The organism is Thermomonospora sp. CIF 1 (assembly GCF_001896795.1).
Taxonomy (GTDB): domain Bacteria; phylum Actinomycetota; class Actinomycetes; order Streptosporangiales; family Streptosporangiaceae; genus Thermomonospora; species Thermomonospora curvata.
Map to the genome: position 1 here is coordinate 180,928 of NZ_MOYN02000003.1, position 19,421 is coordinate 200,348.

Here is a 19,421-nt window from a genome sequence, read left to right on the forward strand (position 1 = left end):
CGATGGAAGGCTTCACCCCCTGGCCGGAGGAGCTGGCCGCGCGCTACATCGCCGAGGGCTACTGGGGCGACCACGTGCTGGGCGAGGTTCCCCAAGGCGACCCCGACCGCGTCGCCCTGGTCGCCAAAGATGAGCGCCTGACCTACGCCGAGCTGGAGCGGCGCATCGACCGCACCGCCGCCGGCCTGCACCGCCTGGGCATCCGGCGCGGCGACCGGGTGGTGCTCCAGCTGCCCAACACCGCGTCCTTCGTCATCGTCTTCCTGGCGCTGATGCGCCTGGGAGCGCCCCCGGTGCTGGCCCTGCCCGCCCACCGGCACAGCGAGATCGGCTACCTGTGCGAGCTGGCCGAGGCCAAGGCCTACATCATCCCCGACCGGCACGCCGGCTACGACTACCGCGAGCTGGCCCGCTCCCTCGGCGGCGTGGAGCACGTCATCGTCGACGGCGAGGCCGCCGAGTTCACCCCCCTGGCCGAGCTGGACGCCGACCCCATCCCGTTGGAGCGGCCCGACCCGGCCGACGTGGGCCTGTTCCTGCTGTCGGGCGGCACCACCGGCCTGCCCAAACTGATCCCCCGGACCCACCGCGACTACGTCTACAACCTGACCGCCAGCGCCGAGGTCTGCGGCTTCACCTCCGGCACCGTCTACCTGGTGGTGCTGCCGGCCGCCCACAACTTCGCCCTGGCCTGCCCCGGCCTGCTGGGCACCCTGTCGGTCGGCGGCACGGTCGTGCTGGCCCCCTCCGGCTCCCCGGACGCGGCGTTCCCGCTGATCGAACGGGAACGCGCCACCGTCTGCGCGGTCGTCCCCCCGATCGCGCTGCTGTGGCTGGACGCGGCCACCTGGTCGGAGGAGGACCTGTCGTCCCTGCAGCTGCTGCAGGTGGGCGGCGCCAAACTGGCCACGGAACCGGCCTCCAAGATCCCCGGGGTCCTCGGCTGCAAGCTGCAGCAGGTCTTCGGCATGGCCGAGGGCCTGCTCAACTACACCCGCCTGGACGACCCGCCCGAGCTGATCGAGACCACCCAGGGCCGCCCGCTGTCCCCGGCCGACGAGATCCGCGTGGTGGACCCCGACACCGGCGAGGACGTCCCCGAAGGCGAGGTCGGCGAGCTGCTCACCCGCGGCCCCTACACCCTGCGCGGCTACTACAAGGCCCCCGAGCACAACGCCCGCTCCTTCACCGCCGACGGCTTCTACCGCACCGGCGACCTGGTGCGGCGGCTGCCGTCCGGCCACCTGGTGGTGGAGGGGCGCCACAAGGACCAGATCAACCGGGGCGGCGAGAAGATCGCCGCCGAGGAGCTGGAAGGCCACCTGATCGCCCACCCGGCCGTCCACGACGCGGCGGTCGTCGGCGTGCCCGACCCGGTCATGGGCGAACGCACCTGCGCGTTCCTCGTCGCCCGCGGCACCCCGCCCACCCTGCGGGAGGTGAAGGAGTTCCTGCGCGACCGCGGAGTGGCCGACTACAAGTGGCCCGACCGCATCGAAGTGGTCGACGCCTTCCCCCGCACCCCCGTCGGCAAGATCAGCAAGAAGGCGCTCCTCGCCATGCTGGACAAGGCCTAGCCGAAGGGCACGGACCGGCACGGGCAGCGGCCCCCGGCGCGCTCGCCGGGGGCCGTTTCATTCCAGTCCGCTACTTGGCGCGATGGCATGGCCCACGTGGGAGATCGGCGCGCGGGCATACCATCGGTGAATGGCGACGCGGCTCGTGCAGATTCACATGAAGGCCCATGACGACTCTGCGCTCGGCCGGTTCTGGGCGCAGGCGCTCGGCTGGAGCCTCTCCAGCGAGGGGCCCGGCGTGACCAGCCTCGAGCCCGAGGGCTTCACCTATCCCGATCCCACCGCCGTCTGCATCGGCATCGTCGCCGACCCGAGCCCCAAGACGGTGAAGAACCGCGTGCACCTCGACCTCGCCACCACCTCGGCGGCCCACCGGGCGGACCTGGTCGCGCGTCTGGAAAACCTCGGCGCGACACCCGTCGACATCGGCCAGGGCGATGTCCCGTGGACGGTGCTGGCCGACCCGGAGGGCAACGAGTTCTGCGTGCTGGAACCCCGCCCGGTGTACCGGGACACCGGACCGGTCGCCGCGGTGGTGGTCGACTGCACCGATCCGCGGGCCCGATCCGCGGGCCATGGCCCGCTTCTGGGGCGAGGCGATGGACTGGACCGTGCACGTGGTGACCGACGAGTGCGCGGTGCTGCGTTCCGCCAAGGGCGTCGGCCCGTACCTGGAGTTCCTCCGCACGCCCGACGCCAAGACCGCAAGGAACCGCATTCATCTCGACCTGCGCCCCTACCCCGGTGACGACCAGGCGGCGGAGGTGGACCGGCTGCGGGCGCTCGGCGCCGTCGACATCGACATCGGCCAGGGCGACGTCCCGTGGACGGTGCTGGCCGACCCGGAGGGCAACGAGTTCTGCGTCCTCACCCCCATGTGAAGCAGACCCCGGTCTCGGTGCCGTCGCTTTCGCCGCTGAGAGACGCGGAAGCCGTCGGAGCCCCGCTTTTCGCGTTCCCGTAGGCCGCCTGCGGCCCTGCCGTGGCGAGGACAGCGGACGGAACCACAGCGGTGGATCGGATACCAGATGCGCTGCGACGGCGGAGCGTGCGCATGAACGTCCGATCGTCCGCCCGGACTGCGGAGGTAGCGACAGAGCAGGACAGCGGGCCGCTGCGCGCGGTGGAGAGCGGACGGCCGGCGGTGCCGGTCGCCGTGAGCGGCACCGCCGCCGCCTTCGACGCCAGAGGCCGGGCGCCGGCGTGGGGGCCCGCCGACCAGACCCGCCTCTTCCTCGGTCGAGGTCCCGCCGTCCCAGGAGGAGGACACGCCGTTCGTGCGGTTCGGCGCCTGGGTGCCGGCTCTGTCGCTGCTGATCGTCCTGGCGGCGGCCGCGGCGTGGACGGCCGGACGGCGCCGGAACCCGCCCGCCCCTCAAAGGCCCGGTCCCGCCCGGGGAACGGCTGCGATCGCCGGACCGCGCCGCCGGCGCCGTTCATGATGGGACCATGCGGCAGGAACCGGACCCCGGCGAGGACTTTCTGGACGCCCTCGCCGGGCGGCTGACCGGCATGCCGGGACGGCCGGTGGCGGTGGACCTTTCCGCCGAGGACGCCTGGGAACTGGTCACGCGCCTCGACAGCGCCCTGGACGCCGACGGCGTCCAGACGCGGATGGTGCTGGGCGCGGCATGCCCGACGACCACCGAGGCCATCGCCCAGTTCGTCACGGCCATGCAACTTCCCTACCGGGCGAGCCGAAGCTGGGAGGACTTCCTCGGCGAGCTCGGCGAACGCCCTGTCTCGCAGCGGCAGTGCCTGGTGGTGACCGACGCCTGCGCCCTGCTGCGGCACGAGAGCTTCGACAGGTGGCGGGAACTGGTCGGTGGCGTCTGCGGCGGCCCGTACTGCATGGGCGGCGGCTGGACCACCCTCGTCCTGGCAGACCGTGAACCCGCCTGGCGGGAATGGGTCTTCCGGTCGGCGGCCGACACCGCCCGCCGAAGCGGCTGGGAGCTGCCCATGTTGCGGGGGAGTGCCGGGGCGTCTGGCTTTCCCTAGCGGTATCCGGTCCGGAGCTGCTGTCGAGGGGGCGATGGCGGTGGCCGGGTTGGCCGTGGCGGGGCGAGGCGTCTTGCTGGGCGGGGGCGGGTTCTGGGGGATCGCCGGAAGGCGATGGTGGTGGCGACTTTGGTCGAAGAAGGGTGGCCGATCGGCGGCTGCGCCGGTTCCGGGGAGGCGGCCATGGTGGGGGCATGAGTCGCGGGATGGGCCATGGCTGCTGAGCGCGTTTCCGGTGCCGGGGTGACCGTGGTGGGGCGTGCGCGGTGGGAGCGTGCGCTGATCTGGGGTGGGTTCCCGGTCGCGGGGGCGGTGCTGGGCGGGCTGGTGTGGCTGGTGGCCGGGTGGGTGGTCGCGCTGCGGTGGGTGCCGATGCGCGGGCCGTTCGAGCTGGTGGACTCCCTGCCTGATCTGCCCGCCGCGCTGGGCTGCATGGGGCTGGGCGCGGTGGCGGGTCTGGTGCTGGCCTTCGTGGCCGAACGCGAATACGTGACCGTGGCCGTCGGCGACGATCGGGTGGTCTGCGTTCGCGATGGCGCCGAGCGGTCGGTGCCGCGGGCGTCCGTCGGGGCGGTGTTCGTGGACGAGGGACGGCTGGTGCTGCTGGACCGCCGGGGCCGGGAGCTGCTGGTGTACTCGGCCCGGGAGGGCGCCGACCTGCCGGGCGCCGAGCGTCTGGCCAGGGCCTTCAAGGCGCACGGCTACCCGTGGTCGCCCGGCGGGGACCCGCACCGGGACGAGTACCGGCGCTGGGTGCCCGACATGCCCGGCCTGCCGTCGGGGGCGAACGCGCTGCTGCGCGCCCGGGCCAAAGCATTGGACAGCGGGGACGGGGAGGAGGCGGCGCAGCTTCGCGAGGAGCTGGGGCGGCTGGGCGTGGTCGTCCGGGAGGACGGCAAGAAACGCCAGTTCTGGCGCTGCGTCCCGCCGCCTTTGGGGTGAACCGGGCGTCCGGCTGCTGGGACGGCGAAGCCCGCCCCGCGCAGAACGCGCGGGGCGGGCGGTGGAGGAGGAGAGGTCCTTCAGCGCAGCGGGACGACGTAGGGGGCGACGCTGGAGAGCTTCTCGCAGGTCTCCTCGTACTCGCGGTCGGGCGTGGAGCCGGTGACGATGCCGGCGCCGGCGCGCAGCCACGCCCGCCCGCCCTGCTGGTAGAGGGCGCGCAGCACCAGGGCCGCATCCAGCGCCCCGTCGTGGGAGACCGCCAGCACCGCGCCCGAGTACAGGCCGCGCGGCTCGTCGAGGCGGGTGATGGCCTCGATCGCCTCGGGCTTGGGGATGCCGGAGGCGGTGACGGCGGGGAAGAGCGCTTCGAAGGCGTCCCAGCAGGTGCGGCCGGGGGCCAGCCGGCCGTGCACGCTGGAGCCCAGGTGCTGCACGCTGCCCCGCTCCTTGACCGTCATGAACCCGGTGACCTGCACCGTTGCGGGCGTGCAGACCCGGTACAGCTCCTGCTGCGAGGTGCGCACCGACACCGCGTGCTCGAAGATCTCCTTGGGGTCGTTTTCCAGTTCGCGCCGCCGGGCCGCGTCGGTGTCGGCGTCCAGGCCGAAGGCGCGGGTGCCGGCCAGCGGCTGGGTCATCACCGTGCCGTCGGCGCTGGTCTGCGCCACCACTTCGGGGCTGAAGCCGGTGGCCTGGAAGCCGTCCAGGTCGAGCAGGAACGAGCGGGCCGGGGTGTTGGCGGCCCGCCCGGCCAGGAAGGTGCCGACCACGTCCACCGGGAAGCCGATCGGCAGCCGCCGGGAGACGATGACCTTCTGGTAGAGCCCGGCGCCGATCTCCTCCAGCGCCTTGGCGACGCGTTCGCGGTAGTCGTCGCCGGTGCGCACGTCCACCGGGGACGGCACCGGCGCCGGACGCGGCGCGGGGTCGGCCAGCAGCCTGCCGACCTGCTCGACTTCGGCGGCGTCCGCCCCGGTCACCACGGCGCGGCCGGCCGTTGCGCGCACCTGGAGGCGGGGGACGATGAGGTGCGCCAGCCGGGTCTGCGACCGGAGCGCCTGCGGGCAGGAGAACTCGAAGGCCACCCAGCCGTAGGCGTTCCAGGCCGGCCAGGGGGCCTCGGCGAACGCCTCCTGCAGCGCGGCCGCCGGGCGTCCCGACCAGGGGCGGACGGTTTCGGGGCGGCCCGCCCAGCGGGTGCGCACCGTCTGCGATTCCAAGGCCACCTCGCCCAGTGCGCCCCCGGCGAAAGTCCACTCACCCGGCCGTTCGTAAACGACGAAGTCCCTGAACAGCCCTGATTCCGCCAATTGGGCCATCAATTGCGGGGGGTCGGAAGTGACCTCGACCGTCAGTTCGGCCGCCTCCAGGCCGATCTCGTCCGTGCGCACACCGAAGGACACAGCAAACCCATCCTCTGCAGGATCGGACCGCTCCCGATCAACTTAGGTAAGGCTAACCTTGTGTGATTTTGATAGGCAAGGCTAACCTAACCAGCGTTTGCCACCCGGTCCTCAAGCGGGCCCCAACCGAAAGAGTTGAGCGTGCAGGAGCAGACGGCGGCACGACGACGGGAACTGATGCGGCGACTGATGGCCGAGCGCGGCATCGGCCGGGACACCTCCCGGATCGCCCCTCGCACATCGGACGGCCCGGCACCTCTTTCTTACGCGCAGCAGAGCATGTGGCTGCACCACCGGGCCTTCCCCGACAGCCCCGCCTACAACGTCTGCCTGCTGGTGCGCATGTCCGGCGACCTGGACATAAGCGCCCTGCACACGGCGCTGCGCGGCGTGGTCCGCCGCCACGCCATCCTGCGCACCACCTACGACGACGGCCCCGTCCAGCACATCCACGACGACGACTCCCTGGACCTGCCCGTCCGCGACTACCCCGGCACCGGCGCGGACGCCGAGGCATGGGCGCGGGCACAGGCGAGCCGGATCGCGGCCCGGCCGTTCGACCTGCGCACCGAACGCCCCATCCGGACCGAACTGCTGCGCCTCGCCCCCCGCGAGCACGGGCTGGTGGTGGTCATCCACCACATCGCCTGCGACGGCACCGTGTGGGGAACGATGTCCGGCGAACTGGCCGCGCTCTACCGCGCCGCGCTGACCGGCGAACCGGACGGCCTGGCCCCGCTGCCCATCCAGTACGCCGACTACGCGGCCTGGGAACAGCGGCGTCCCCTCTCCCAAGAAGACCTGGAGTACTGGCGGCGGCGCCTCGACCCGGCCCCCGAGCCGCTGGACCTGCCCACCGACCGGCCCCGCACCGCCACCGTCTCCGAAACCGGCGGACATCGGGTCCGCCGCTTCGACGACGCCGTCACCGCCGGCATCCGCGACCTGGCCGCCCGGGAGAACGCCACCCCCTTCATGGTGATGCTGGCCGGTTACGCCGCCCTGCTGCACCGCTACACCGGCGCCACCGACATCCCCGTCGGCTCCCTGGTGCAAAGCCGCGAACACGCCGAGACCCAGCCGCTGATCGGCCACTTCGGCAACACCCTGGTGCTGCGCACCGACCTGTCCGGCAACCCCACCTTCCGCGAGCTGCTGGCACGGGTCCGCCAGAACTGCACCGAAGACTTCGCCCACCAGGCCCTGCCCTACGACAAGATCGTCGAAGAGCTGCGACCGGCCCGCCCGCGCGGCCGCTCGCCCTACTTCGACACCATGTTCATGTACCTCGCCCACGAGATCGGCGAACTGGACCTGCCCGGCATCACCTCCTGGTGGACGCACATCCCCAGCGGCGCCGTCCACTTCGACCTGTCACTGGAGGCGTTCGCCCGCTCCCACGGCCTGGAAGTGGAGGCCACCTTCCGGCGCGAACTGTTCGACGACGAACGCATCGACGCGCTGCTGGCCCACCTGGAGACGCTGCTGCGCAGCGCCGTCACCGACCCCGGCCGCCGCATCACCGACCTGGAACTGCTCAGCGAGAGTGAGCGGCGGCAACTGGCGGAGTGGAACGCCACCGACCGGCCCGTCCCCGCCACCACCGTGGTCGAGCTGTTCGAACAACAGGCCGCCCGCACCCCCGACGCCATCGCCGTCGAAAGCGAAACCGGCACCCTCACCTACGCCGAACTGGACCGCCGCGCCTCCGGCCTGGCCGCGCTGCTGCGCGCCCGCGGCGCCGGCCCCGGCAAGGTCGTGGCACTGGCCCTGCCGCGCACCGGCGACCTGGTCGCCGCGGTGCTGGCCGTGCTCAAGTCCGGCGCCGCCTACCTGCCGCTGGACCTGGACCACCCGGCCGACCGCCTGGCCTACATGCTTCAGGACGCCGCCCCGCTGTGCACGCTGGCGACCGAGCAGACCCGCGCCGTCCTGCCCGACGACGCCGAGGTGCTGGTGCTCGGCGACCGGACGCCCGCCCCCGCCCCCTCCCGGCCCGTCACCGGCGACGACCTGGCCTACGTCATCTACACCTCCGGCTCCACCGGACGGCCCAAAGGCGTGGCCGTCCCGCACGCGGCGCTGACGAACTTCCTGCTGATGCAGCGGGAAGAACTCGCCCTGCGCCCCGGCGACCGCCTGGTCGCCGTCACCACCATCGCCTTCGACATCGCCGCCCTGGAGCTGTACGTGCCGCTGATCAGCGGCGCCACCGTCGTGCTGGCCTCCCGCAACGCCGTGCGCGACCCGGCCGCGCTGGCGGAACTGCTGGCCGACGCCACCATCGTGCAGGCCACCCCGTCCCTGCTGGGCTCCCTGGACCCGGCCGCCCTGCAAGGCCTGCGGGTACTGGTCGGCGGCGAGGCCCTGCCGGCCGCCCTCGCCGACACCCTCACCCGCGTCGCCTCCCGCGCCACCAACGTCTACGGCCCCACCGAGGCGACCATCTGGGCGACCTCCGCCGAACTGCCCTCCACCGGCATCGGCCGCCCCTTCTGGAACACCCGCGCCTACGTGCTGGACGCCTCGCTGCGGCCCGTCCCGCCCGGCGTCCCCGGCGAGCTGTACCTGGCGGGCGCCCAGCTCGCCCACGGCTACATCGGCCGCCCCGACCTGACCGCCGAACGGTTCGTCGCCGACCCGTTCGGCCCGCCCGGCACCCGCATGTACCGCACCGGCGACCTGGCCCGCTGGAGACGCGACGGGACGCTGGAATACCTGGGCCGCACCGACGACCAGGTCAAGATCCGCGGCTTCCGCATCGAACCGGGCGAAGTGCAGGCGGTGCTGGCCGCCCAGCCCGGCGTCGCCCAGGCCGCCGTGATCGTCCGCGAGGACCGGCCCGGCGACAAACGCCTGGTCGGCTACCTGGTGCCCGGCCCCGAAGGGCTGGACGAGACGGCCGTCCGCGCCGCCGCCGCCCGCGCCCTGCCCGAGTACATGCTGCCTTCTGCCCTGGTCGTCCTGGACGCCCTGCCCCGCACCGTCAACGGCAAACTGGACCGGCGCGCCCTGCCCGCCCCGCACCTGGAAACCGGCGGGCGCCGCCCCCGCGACGCCCGCGAAACAGCCCTGTGCGAACTGTTCGCCGAAGCACTCGGCGTGGACGAGGTCGGCATCGACGACGACTTCTTCGCCCTCGGCGGCCACTCCCTGCTGGCCGCCCGCCTGGCCGGCCGCATCCGCGCCGCCCTCGGCGCCGAATTGACCATCGCCGACGTCTTCGAAGCCCCCACCGTCGCCCAGCTGGCACCCCGCCTGGTGGAGGGCACCCGCACCCGGGTGCGCGACGTGACCCGGCCCGAGGTCGTCCCCGCCTCCGCCGCCCAGCGCGGACTGTGGCTGGAAGAACGCATGCACGGCCCGTCCGTCTCCTACACGGTGCCGCTGGGCGCCCGGCTGCGCGGCCCGCTGGACGTCGCCGCCCTGCGCGCCGCGTTCGGCGACGTGGTCGCCCGGCACGAGGCGCTGCGCACCCTGCTGGTCGAAGGCCCCGACGGGCTGCCGATCCAGCGCGTCCTGCCGCCCGGCGGGGAACTTTTCGAGGTCCGTGACCTGCGCGGACTGCCCGCCGACCAGGTCGCCGAGGCGGAGGCGCAGGCGGCGCGGCACCGCTTCCGCCTCGGCGTCGACCTGCCGATCCGGGCCACGCTGCTGCGGGTGGACGACGAGGCGTGGACGCTGATCCTGCTGCAGCACCACGCCGCCGCCGACGAATGGTCCTTCACCCCCCTGCTGGCCGACCTGTCCCGCGCCTACGCCGCCCGCGCACAAGGACGGGAACCCGACTGGGCGCCGCTGCCCGTCCAATACGCCGACTACACCGTCTGGGACGCCGCCCAAGACCACACCCACCAGCTCGACCACTGGGAACGGGCCCTGGCCGGGCTGCCGGAGGAGACCACCCTGCCACCGGACCGCCCCCGCCCGGCCGAGGCCGGCCACCGCGGCGACCAGGTGACCTTCCAGCTCCCGCTGGACGGGGTGCGCGAGCTGGCCCGCAGCACCGGCACCAGCGTGTTCATGGTGCTGCACGCGGCCATGGCGGCCGTGCTGCAGCGGGCCGGCGCCGGCGACGACATCGCCTTGGGCACCCCCATCGCCGCCCGCCCCGACGAGGACCTGGCCGACCTGGTCGGCGTGTTCGTCAACCTGCTGGTGCTGCGCACCGACCTGTCGGGCGACCCGACCTTCACCGAGCTGCTGCAACGGGTCCGCACCGCCGACCTGGACGCCTTCGCCCACGCCGACGTCCCCTTCGAGCAGGTCGTCGAACGGCTGGCCCCCGAACGGTCCCTGGCCCGCAGCCCGCTGTTCCAGGTGATGATCGTCCACCAGCGCCTGGCCGACGCCCGCCTGAAGCTGCCCGGCGTGGAGGCCGAGCCGTTCCTGCCGAAGACCGGCGGCGTCAAGTTCGACCTGGACGTCTACTTCGCCGAAGGCGACGACCGCATCGAGGGCGTGGCCGCCTACGCCACCGACCTGTACGACCGGGAAACCGTCACCGCCCTGTTCGACCGGCTCGCCGCCCTGCTCACCCGGGCCGTCCGCCACCCCGGCCGGCGCCTGTCGCAGCTCCTGCCGCCCTTCGACCACCCCGACACCGCCCGCGACTTCGGCGGCCGCACCGTCGCCGACCTGTTCGCCGAACAGGCCGCCCGCACCCCAAACGCCCCCGCCCTGATCCTGCCCGGCGGGAGCGGGCAGGCGGCGGCCACCGCGGAAAACGACCCGGCCGGCCGGTCGCCCCAGGACGTGGTGATCAGCTACGCCGAGCTGGACCGCCGGGCCGAGGAACTGGCCGACCGGCTGGCCGCGGCCGGGGCCGGACCCGAGCAGGTGGTGGCCATCGCCCTGCCGCGCTCGGCGGAGTTCGTCACCGCACTGCTGGCCGTGATCAAAACCGGCGCGGCCTACCTGCCGATCGACGTGACCTACCCGCAGGCCCGCATCGACCACATGCTGCAGGCCGCCCGGCCGTTGCTGGTGCTCGGCCGGGACGAACCCCCGGCCGACGCGCCGCCCCGCGAACGCGTCGAAATCCTGCCCGACCACCCCGCCTACGTGATCTTCACCTCGGGCTCCACCGGCACGCCCAAGGCGGTCGTCGGCACCCAGCGGGCCCTGGCCAACCGCCTGGCCTGGGGCCTGGACCTGGTCGAACCCGGCATGCGGGTGGCCAAGAGCTCCCCGGCGTTCATCGACGGCACCACCGAACTCCTCGGCGGCCTGCTCGCCGGCGACCCGGTGCTGATCGCCGACGACGCCACCGCCACCGACCCCGTGGCCCTGGCCGAACTCATCGACCGCTACCGGGCCCGCACCGTCACCGTCGTGCCGAGCCTGCTGGCCGCCCTGCTGGAAGCCGGCGACCTCGGCTCGGTCACCACCTGGATCAGCAGCGGCGAGGCCCTGCCCGCCGGCCTGGCCGACCGCATCGGCGCCCGCCTGATCAACCTGTACGGCTGCTCGGAGGCCGCCGGCGACAGCCTGATCGCCGAAGGCGCCGCCACCTTGCACCCCATCGCCAACACCACCGCCTACGTGCTGGACGACGCCCTGCGCGAAGTGGAGGTCGGCGAACTGTACCTGGCCGGCGACGGCCTGGCCCGCGGCTACCTGAACGACCCGGCCCGCACCGCCGAACGCTTCGTCGCCAACCCCTTCGGCCCGCCCGGCTCCCGGCTGTACCGCACCGGCGACCGGGTGCGCCGCCGCCGCGACGGCGGCCTGGAGTTCCTCGGCCGCGCCGACGACCAGATCAAAATCCGCGGCTTCCGCATCGAACCCGGCGAGATCGAAGCGGTACTGGCCGCCCAGCCCGGCGTCCGCCGCGCCGCCGTGACCGCCCACTCCGGCCGCCTGGTCGGCTACCTCGTCGGCGACGCCGACACCTCGGCCCTGCACGACCGCCTGCGCGAGCTGCTGCCCGACTACCTGGTCCCCTCCGACCTGGTCGTCCTGGACGAGCTGCCGCTCAACCCCAACGGCAAGATCGACCGCCGCGCCCTCCCCGAACCCGGCCGCACCGGCCGCGGACGCGCCCCCCGAACCGAGGCCGAACGCACCCTGGCCGCCCTGGTCACCGAACTCCTCGGCCGCGAGAGCATCGGCGCCGACGACGACTTCTTCCGCATCGGCGGCGACAGCATCAGCGCCGCCCTCCTGGTCGCCCGCGCCCGCCGCACCGGCCTGACCTTCACCGTCCGCGACGTCTTCCGCCTGCGCACCATCGCCGCCCTGGCAGAGGCCGCCCAGCCCGTTGAGACGGCCCCGTCCACCGGTGCACAGCCCGAGCCCGGGACCGCCGCCACCTCCGCCGGGGCCGATGGCGCAGCCGCCGCACCAACCGATGCCTCGGCCGCCGGAACGGGCGGCCTGCCCGCCGAGCCGGCTGAAACGGGCAGCGGTGCAGGTGCCGCGCCTGGTGGTCGGGGCGCCGTGTCGGCTGGTGTCTTGGGTGCCGGGGCAGGTGGCCTGTCGGCTGGGACGGGTGATGGTGCCGGTGCCGCGTCCGGTGGCCGGGACGTTGCGGCGGCCGGTGCCTTCGGTGCCGGGATGGGGCGCGCGGCGGCCGGGGGGTCCGCGGACCCGGTCGGTGAGGTGGAGCTGCCGCTGTCGCCGCTGCAGGAAGGGCTGCTGTTCCACCTGCTGATGGCCGGGGAAGGCCGCGACATCTACGTCCAGCAGGCCGTGGTGACGCTCTCCGGGCCGCTGCAGCCGGAGCGGATGGCCGATGCGGCGCGGCGCGTGCTGGAGAAGTTCCCCAACCTGCGGGCGGGTTTCCGCACCGACGGGGCGCGCACCGTCCAGTTCATCCCCGAACACTTCGACGTGCCCTGGACCTACGCCGAGGTCCGCACTCCTGAGGAACTCGAAGCGTTCATCGAAGAGCAGCGGGCCCGGCCCTTCACCCCCGACCGGCCCCCGCTGATCCGCTTCGGCCTGGCCCGGGTCGGCGAAGGCGACTACCGGCTGGTGCTGACCTCAGAGCTGATCCTGCTGGACGGGTGGTCCGGCGGCCTGCTGATCGGCTCGCTCATGGAGTTCTACACCGACCCGGCCGCCGAGCACGCCCGCCCCGTCACCCCGTTCACCGCCTACCTGGACTGGGTCGGCGGACGCGACCGGCAGGCCGCCCTGGAGGCCTGGCGGCACGCCCTGTCCGGCTTCGACACCCCCGCCCTGCTCAAACCCGAACTGCTGGACCGCCCCGCCGACCTGGCCGACGCCGGGGAGATCCACCGGCCCCTGCCGCCCGGCCTGATCGACCGGCTGGAGGCGCTGGCCCGCGACCGCGGCATCACCCTCGGCACCGTCTACCAGACCGCCTGGGGCCTGCTGCTGATGGCGCTGACCGGCCGCGACGACGTGGTCTTCGGCGTGTCGGTGTCCGGCCGGCACCCGGAGGTGGACGGCGTGGAATCCATCGTCGGCCTGCTGTTCAACACCGTCCCGGTGCGCGTCCAGGCCGGCCCGGCCGACCCACTGGCCACGGTGCTGGAACGGGTGCAAAACGCCCACGCCGACCTGTTCGACCACTTCCACGTCACGTTGACCGACATCCAGCAGGCCACCGGGCTGGGGACGATGTTCGACACCTTGTTCGTCTTCCAGAACTTCCCCGGCATCCCCACCGACCGCGCCTTCGGCCCCGGCCGGGATGTGCGCCTGGTGGAACGGCAGGTCCGCGACGCCACCCACTACCCGATCACCATGGTCGCCGAGCCCGACGCCCACCTGCGGGTGATGTACCGCGGCGACGCCTTCACAGAACCGGAGGTCCACCGCCTCACCGACCGCTACGTGCAGATCCTGCAGGCCATCGCCGAGAACCCCGACACCCCCTGCCACCGCCTGGATGCGCTGCTGCCGGACGAGCACGAGCAGATCCGCCGCACCTGGGCCGAGGCCGAACACCCGGTGCCCGACCTGACCATCGCCGAGCTGCTGGCCGAACGGGCCCGCCAGATCCCCGACGAGATCGCCCTGGTCTCCCAGCCGGACGTCCGCCTCACCTACGCCGAACTGATCGGCGAGGTCAACCGGCTGGCCCGGCTCCTCAAACAGCACGGCGCCGGACCGGAGAAAGTGGTGGCGCTGGCGCTGCCCCGCTCCGCCCAAATGGTGATCGCCCTGTTCGCCGTGCTGCGGACCGGCGCCGCCTACCTGCCGCTGGAACTGGACTACCCGGCCGAACGGCTCAACTACATGATCGCGGACGCGGGCCCGTCCTGCCTGGTCTCCCACCGCGACATCGCCGCCGGACTGGACTACGACGGCCCGGCGATCCTCCTGGACGACCCGCACACCCGAAACCGCCTGGCCGCCCTGCCCGGCACCGACCTCACCGACGAGGAACTGCCCGGCTTCACCCGCACCACCCCCGGCCGGCTGGAACACCCCGCCTACGTCATCTACACCTCAGGCTCCACCGGACGCCCCAAAGGCGTCATCACCCCCTACCGGGGCCTGACCAACATGCAGTACAACCACCGCGCCAACATCTTCGACCCGGTGGTCAGCGCGGCCGGCCGACGCCTGAAGATCGCCCACACCGTCTCCTTCTCCTTCGACATGTCCTGGGAGGAGCTGCTGTGGCTGATCGAAGGCCACGAGGTGCACGTCTGCGATGAGGACCTGCGCCGCGACGCCGAAGCCCTCACCGCCTACCTGCAAGAACACAAGATCGACGTCATCAACGTCACCCCCACCTACGCCCAGCAGCTCCTGGAGGAAGGACTCCTGGACGGTGCGCACCGCCCCCCGCTGGTGCTGCTCGGCGGCGAAGCCGTCCCGGTCGCGGTGTGGGAACGCCTCGCCCAAGCCGACGGCGTCCTCGGCTACAACCTCTACGGCCCCACCGAGTACACCATCAACACCCTCGGCGGCGGCACCGAAGACAGCGCCACCCCCACCGTCGGCAAACCCATCTGGAACACCCGCGGCTACGTCCTCGACCCCTGGCTGCGCCCCGTCCCGCCCGGCACCCCCGGCGAGCTGTACATCGCCGGCGCCGGACTGGCCCGCGGCTACCTGGGCCGCCCCGACCTGACCGCCGAACGCTTCGTCGCCGACCCCTTCGGCCCGCCCGGCGGACGCATGTACCGCACCGGCGACCTGGTCCGCGTCCGCGAAGACGGCAACATCGACTTCCTGGGCCGCACCGACGACCAAGTCAAGATCCGCGGCTACCGGGTCGAACTGGAAGAGGTCGAAGCGGCACTGGCCGCCGAACCCGGCGTCGGCCAGGCCGCCGTGGTCGCCGCCGACACCGACGTGCCCGGCGTCAAACGCCTCATCGGCTACATCGTCCCCGACGGCCAGGCCCGCCCCGGCGCCGCCGAGGAACAGCTCACCGAGTGGCGCCAAATCTACGACGACGAGTACACCCAGGTCGGCACCGCCGTCCACGTGGAGGAATTCGCCGGCTGGACCAGCAGCTACGACGGCCGGCCCATCCCCCTGGAACACATGCGGGAATGGCGCGATGCCACCGTCGCCCGCATCCGCGCCCTGCAGCCGCGCCGCATCCTGGAGATCGGCTGCGGCACCGGGCTGCTGCTGTCCAAACTCGCCCCCGAGGCCGAAAGCTACTGGGCCACCGACTTCGCCGGCCCCGTCATCGCCAAACTGCACAAGGACGTGGACCCGTCCTGGCCGGTGACGCTGCGCTGCCAGGCGGCCCACGACTTCACCGGCCTGCCGGAAGGCTTCTTCGACACCATCGTCATCAACTCGGTGGCTCAGTACTTCCCCACCGCCGACTACCTGGCCGACGTCATCACCCGGTCCCTGGACCTGCTCGTCCCCGGCGGACGCCTGTTCCTCGGCGACATCCGCGACCTGCGGACGCTGCGCGCCTTCCACGCCGCCATCCAGCTCGGCCGCGGCGGCGGCGACCTGCCCGCCATCGACCGCGCCGTCCGCATGGAAAAGGAACTCCTGCTCGACCCGGCGTTCTTCACCTCCCTGAACCTGCCGGCCCGAGTGGAGATCCGCACCAAACGCGGCGTCCACCACAACGAACTGACCCGCCACCGCTACGACGTCATCGTCCACAAGCCGCCGTTCGACGGGCCGTCCGGCGACACACCCGTGATCGAATGGAACGGCCTGGAGGACCTGAAAAAACGCCTGCCCGGCCGGCTGCGGGTCCGCGGCATCCCCGACCCCCGGCTCTCCGGCGAGATCGCGGCGCTGCGCGCCCTGGAGAACGGAGCGCCCCCCGACGAGGCCCGCACCCTGCTGCAGGCCCCGCCACAGGGCGTCGAACCCGAGACGCTCTACAAACTGGACCCCGAGGTGATCATCACCCCGTCCGAGCAGATCGGCCACTACGACGCGGTGTTCGGCGGGGGAGAAGCCTGCCTCCCGGCCGTCCCCGGCCGCACCTACGCCAACAACCCGGCCGCCGCCCGCGACCACGGCGCCCTGGCCGGACGGGTCCGCGAGGGCCTGAAGGCCAAACTCCCCGGCTACATGGTCCCCAGCGTGATCATGACGCTGGACGCACTCCCCCTGACCGTCAACGGCAAACTCGACCGCCGAGCCCTGCCCACCCCCGACGCCGGCAGCGGCCCCCGCGGCACCGGCCGCCCCCCGCGCACCCCGGTCGAACGCCTGCTGTGCTCGCTGTTCGCCGAGGTCCTCCAGGTCAAGGAGGTCGGCATCGACGACAACTTCTTCGACCTGGGCGGCCACTCCCTGCTGGCCACCCGCCTCATCGGCCGGGCCCGCACCGTGCTGCGCGGCGAGCTGGCCATCCGCGACCTGTTCGAAGCCCCCACCGTCGCCGAACTGGCCGAACGCATCCACAGCCGCGCCGACGCCACCGAGGAACGCCCCGCCCTCACCCCCCGGCCCAGGCCGGAGCGCATCCCGCTGTCGTTCGCCCAGCGCCGCCTATGGCTGCTGGACCAGCTCCTGCGCGAGGACGACGGCCCCCGCTCGGCCTACCACCTGCCCCTGGGGGTGTACCTGCGCGGCGAACTGGACCTGGAGGCGCTGGAGGCGGCGATCTGGGACGTCATCGCCCGCCACGAAACGCTGCGGACGGTCTTCGCCGACCACGACGGCACCCCCTACCAGCGGATCCTCCCGCCCGACCAGGCCCGTCCACCGCTGGAGATCGACCCCTGCACCCCGCAGGAATTCATCGAACGCCCCTTCGACCTGGCTCGCGACATCCCGCTGCGCGCGGCGGCGTTCCGCACCGGCGACCGCGAACACCTCCTGCTGGCGGTCTTCCACCACATCGCCTTCGACGAGGGCTCCTTCGGCCCGTTCTCCCGCGAGGTCGTCGAGGCCTACACCGCCCGCCGCCAGGGCAAGGCCCCCGACTGGGAGCCCCCGGCCGTCCAGTACGCCGACTACACCCTCTGGCAGCGGGAACTGCTCGGCGACCCGCTGGACCCCGGCAGCCTCCACGCCCGCCAGCTCGCCTACTGGGCCCAGGCCCTCTCCGGCATCCCCGAGGAGATCCCGCTGCCGGTGGACCGCCCCCGCCCCGGCACGGTCGGCCAACGCGGCGGCACCGTCATCCGCGACCTGCCCCCGTCCCTGGTCAAGGCCGTCCGCCGCCTGGCCCGCGAAGGCGGAGCCACCGTCTTCATGGTCGGCCAGGCCGCGGTGGCCGCCCTGCTGCACCGCATGGGCGCCGGCGACGACATCCCCCTGGGCAGCCCCGTCGCAGGCCGCACCGACGAGGCCCTGGGCAACCTGGTCGGCTTCTTCGTCAACACTCTGGTGCTACGCGCCGACTGCTCCGGCAACCCCACCTTCGCGGAGCTGCTGTCGCGCATCCGCGAGGCCGACCTGGCCGGCCTGGCCAACCAGGACCTCCCCTTCGAAGCCCTGGTGGAGGCCCTGCGCCCCCGCCGCGTCCCCGGCCGCAACCCCCTGTTCCAGGTGATGGTCGGTTATGAGAACCAGGCAGGCTCCGAGGTCCGCTTCCCCGACCTGGAACAGCGCAACGCCCTGGTAGGCCCATCCGCCGCCAAGTTCGACCTGGACTTCATCTTCCGGGAAGAACCCAACGGCGGCCTCCGCCTGGTCCTGGACTACTCGGCCGACCTGTTCGACGAATCCACCGCCGACACCATGGCTTCAGGCCTGCTAGATCTGCTGGAGAAGGTGACAACCGACTCGACCATCCCCCTAAGCGCCCTCCCGTCCCCCTTGACGGCCCGCACCGTCACCGGCCCCGACCGGCAGACCACCACCGACCACCACGACGACCGCCAGGCGACCTTCTGCCGCATCTTCGCCGAGGTCCTGGGGGTGGACGCGGTAGGCCCGGACGATGACTTCTTCGACCTGGGCGGCCATTCCCTTTTGGCGATGAAGCTGGTCCGCCGCCTCCGCCAAGAGCCGGGCTGCGAGCACCTGAAGGTGGCGACCTTGATGACCGCTCCCTCAGTGAACGCCCTGCTTAGTCGGTTGTCCTGATCCCACCCGGTGGCAGCTCAGCGCTGGGCGGCCACCGGACAGGCCACACCCACAGCGAGGAGGTGATGCGGACCTCCTCGCGATCATCCCCGCGGGTTGGCCTGAGGCCAAGGTTGCTTCTTGCTCACAAGACATGCATTGCCTGTGTCGTTCGCTGCATCTGTCAGGCCATGCCGGGTGGGGCCTGGGGCTACTGCCGGGCGCAGCGCGGGCACGGCCTGGACGAGCCGTCCGGAGACAGCAGCCTCCTCGCCCCGAAACAGGCACTGCATACGGCTGCGGAGGTGAGAGTGGCCGCCGGCAGCGGCCCGTGCACCGCTTCGTCGTACTCCTCACCGTCCTCGGGGATACGGGTGCCGTCCGGCCGGTAGCGCGGCTGTGGTGGGGGCGGGTCGGCTAGGCCAGTGCCACGGCAGTCCTCACACTGGATGCTGATCCACGCACTGCCCTTCCGGCCGGTCATGACGATCTCGCCGCGCCCCCGGCAGGCCGGGCAAGGAGCCTCGTGGAGATCGTTCACTTCCGCTCCCCGCTTCCGTTACAGTCCCAGCATTTGATCCACCGTTTGGGCTTGGCTTTGCCCGGTTGGCCGTTGCCGTATTCCCACCATCCGCCTTGGCCGTTGCAGGTGGCGCACGGGTCTGGCTTGGGGGTGTCATTACGGCCCATGGGGCGATGGTGACACACCTACCCCGCCCGATTACCCGGATACGCTGACAATATAGCTCTGCGGAGAGTGGCAATTGCGCACAACCACTCCTCGTCTCCCGTCCCCGTAACGCCCCATACCGCAAGACGCGGCGGCCATGCCAAGCCGCGCTCGCCGCCTACTGGGCCGCCCTCCCAGACTGGCACGATGCGCGGGGAGCAGCTGGCGGTGGATGGGCTGATGATCGTCGCGTCGGGACCATCCCCGCGTGCGCGGGGAGCAGCCGCTCCCCCACGGGGGATGTCACTGTCCGTCAGGACCATCCCCGCGTGCGCGGGGAGCAGGGCGGCCCCGGCGGGGTCGGCGAAGGCGGCCAGGGACCATCCCCGCGTGCGC

5 protein-coding genes and 1 pseudogene are annotated in these 19,421 nt (G+C 72.7%); 5 read left to right on the top strand and 1 reads right to left on the bottom strand.

All coding sequences use genetic code 11. From position 1 onward, the window contains the following. The first annotated feature begins 2 nt into the window (after nt 1-2). The 4 genes and pseudogenes from BUE48_RS01825 to BUE48_RS01840 all read left to right on the top strand — a co-directional run bounded on the left by BUE48_RS01825 (nt 3) and on the right by BUE48_RS01840 (nt 4,520). Entirely contained in the window at nt 3-1,577 is a 1,575-nt protein-coding gene (locus tag BUE48_RS01825) for a (2,3-dihydroxybenzoyl)adenylate synthase (protein ID WP_286988526.1), read from the top strand. Nucleotides 1,578-1,707: 130 nt separating this feature from the next. Next, nucleotides 1,708-2,458, top strand: a pseudogene (locus BUE48_RS01830) (VOC family protein). Nucleotides 2,459-3,026: 568 nt separating this feature from the next. Further along, nucleotides 3,027-3,578 carry a hypothetical protein gene (locus BUE48_RS01835; protein ID WP_286988527.1) on the top strand — a complete coding sequence of 184 codons (552 nt, stop codon included), beginning with the start codon at nt 3,027-3,029 and terminating at the stop codon, nt 3,576-3,578. Between the two features lie 213 nt (nt 3,579-3,791). Beyond that, on the top strand, nt 3,792-4,520 hold the full coding sequence (locus tag BUE48_RS01840; protein ID WP_286988529.1) for a YqeB family protein: 729 nt from the start codon (nt 3,792-3,794) through the stop codon (nt 4,518-4,520). An 80-nt stretch (nt 4,521-4,600) separates the two neighbouring features. Here BUE48_RS01840 and BUE48_RS01845 read toward each other — a convergent pair whose 3' ends face one another. After that, nucleotides 4,601-5,926 carry a salicylate synthase gene (locus tag BUE48_RS01845; RefSeq protein ID WP_012850755.1) on the bottom strand — a complete coding sequence of 442 codons (1,326 nt, stop codon included), beginning with the start codon at nt 5,924-5,926 and terminating at the stop codon, nt 4,601-4,603. A gap of 141 nt (nt 5,927-6,067) precedes the next feature. Here BUE48_RS01845 and BUE48_RS01850 point away from each other — a divergent pair, with 141 nt between their 5' ends. After that, nucleotides 6,068-18,376: a non-ribosomal peptide synthetase gene (locus BUE48_RS01850; RefSeq protein ID WP_286988530.1), complete on the top strand. Its 12,309-nt coding sequence runs from the start codon at nt 6,068-6,070 to the stop codon at nt 18,374-18,376. The last annotated feature ends 1,045 nt before the right edge of the window (nt 18,377-19,421 follow it).

Excerpts from the sequence above, each read along its gene's own strand:
- BUE48_RS01825 (WP_286988526.1), top strand. The coding sequence starts at position 3 with ATGGAAGGCTTCACCCCCTGGCCGGAGGAGCTGGCCGCGCGCTACATC.
- BUE48_RS01840 (WP_286988529.1), top strand. The coding sequence starts at position 3,792 with ATGGCTGCTGAGCGCGTTTCCGGTGCCGGGGTGACCGTGGTGGGGCGT.
- BUE48_RS01835 (WP_286988527.1), top strand. The coding sequence starts at position 3,027 with ATGCGGCAGGAACCGGACCCCGGCGAGGACTTTCTGGACGCCCTCGCC.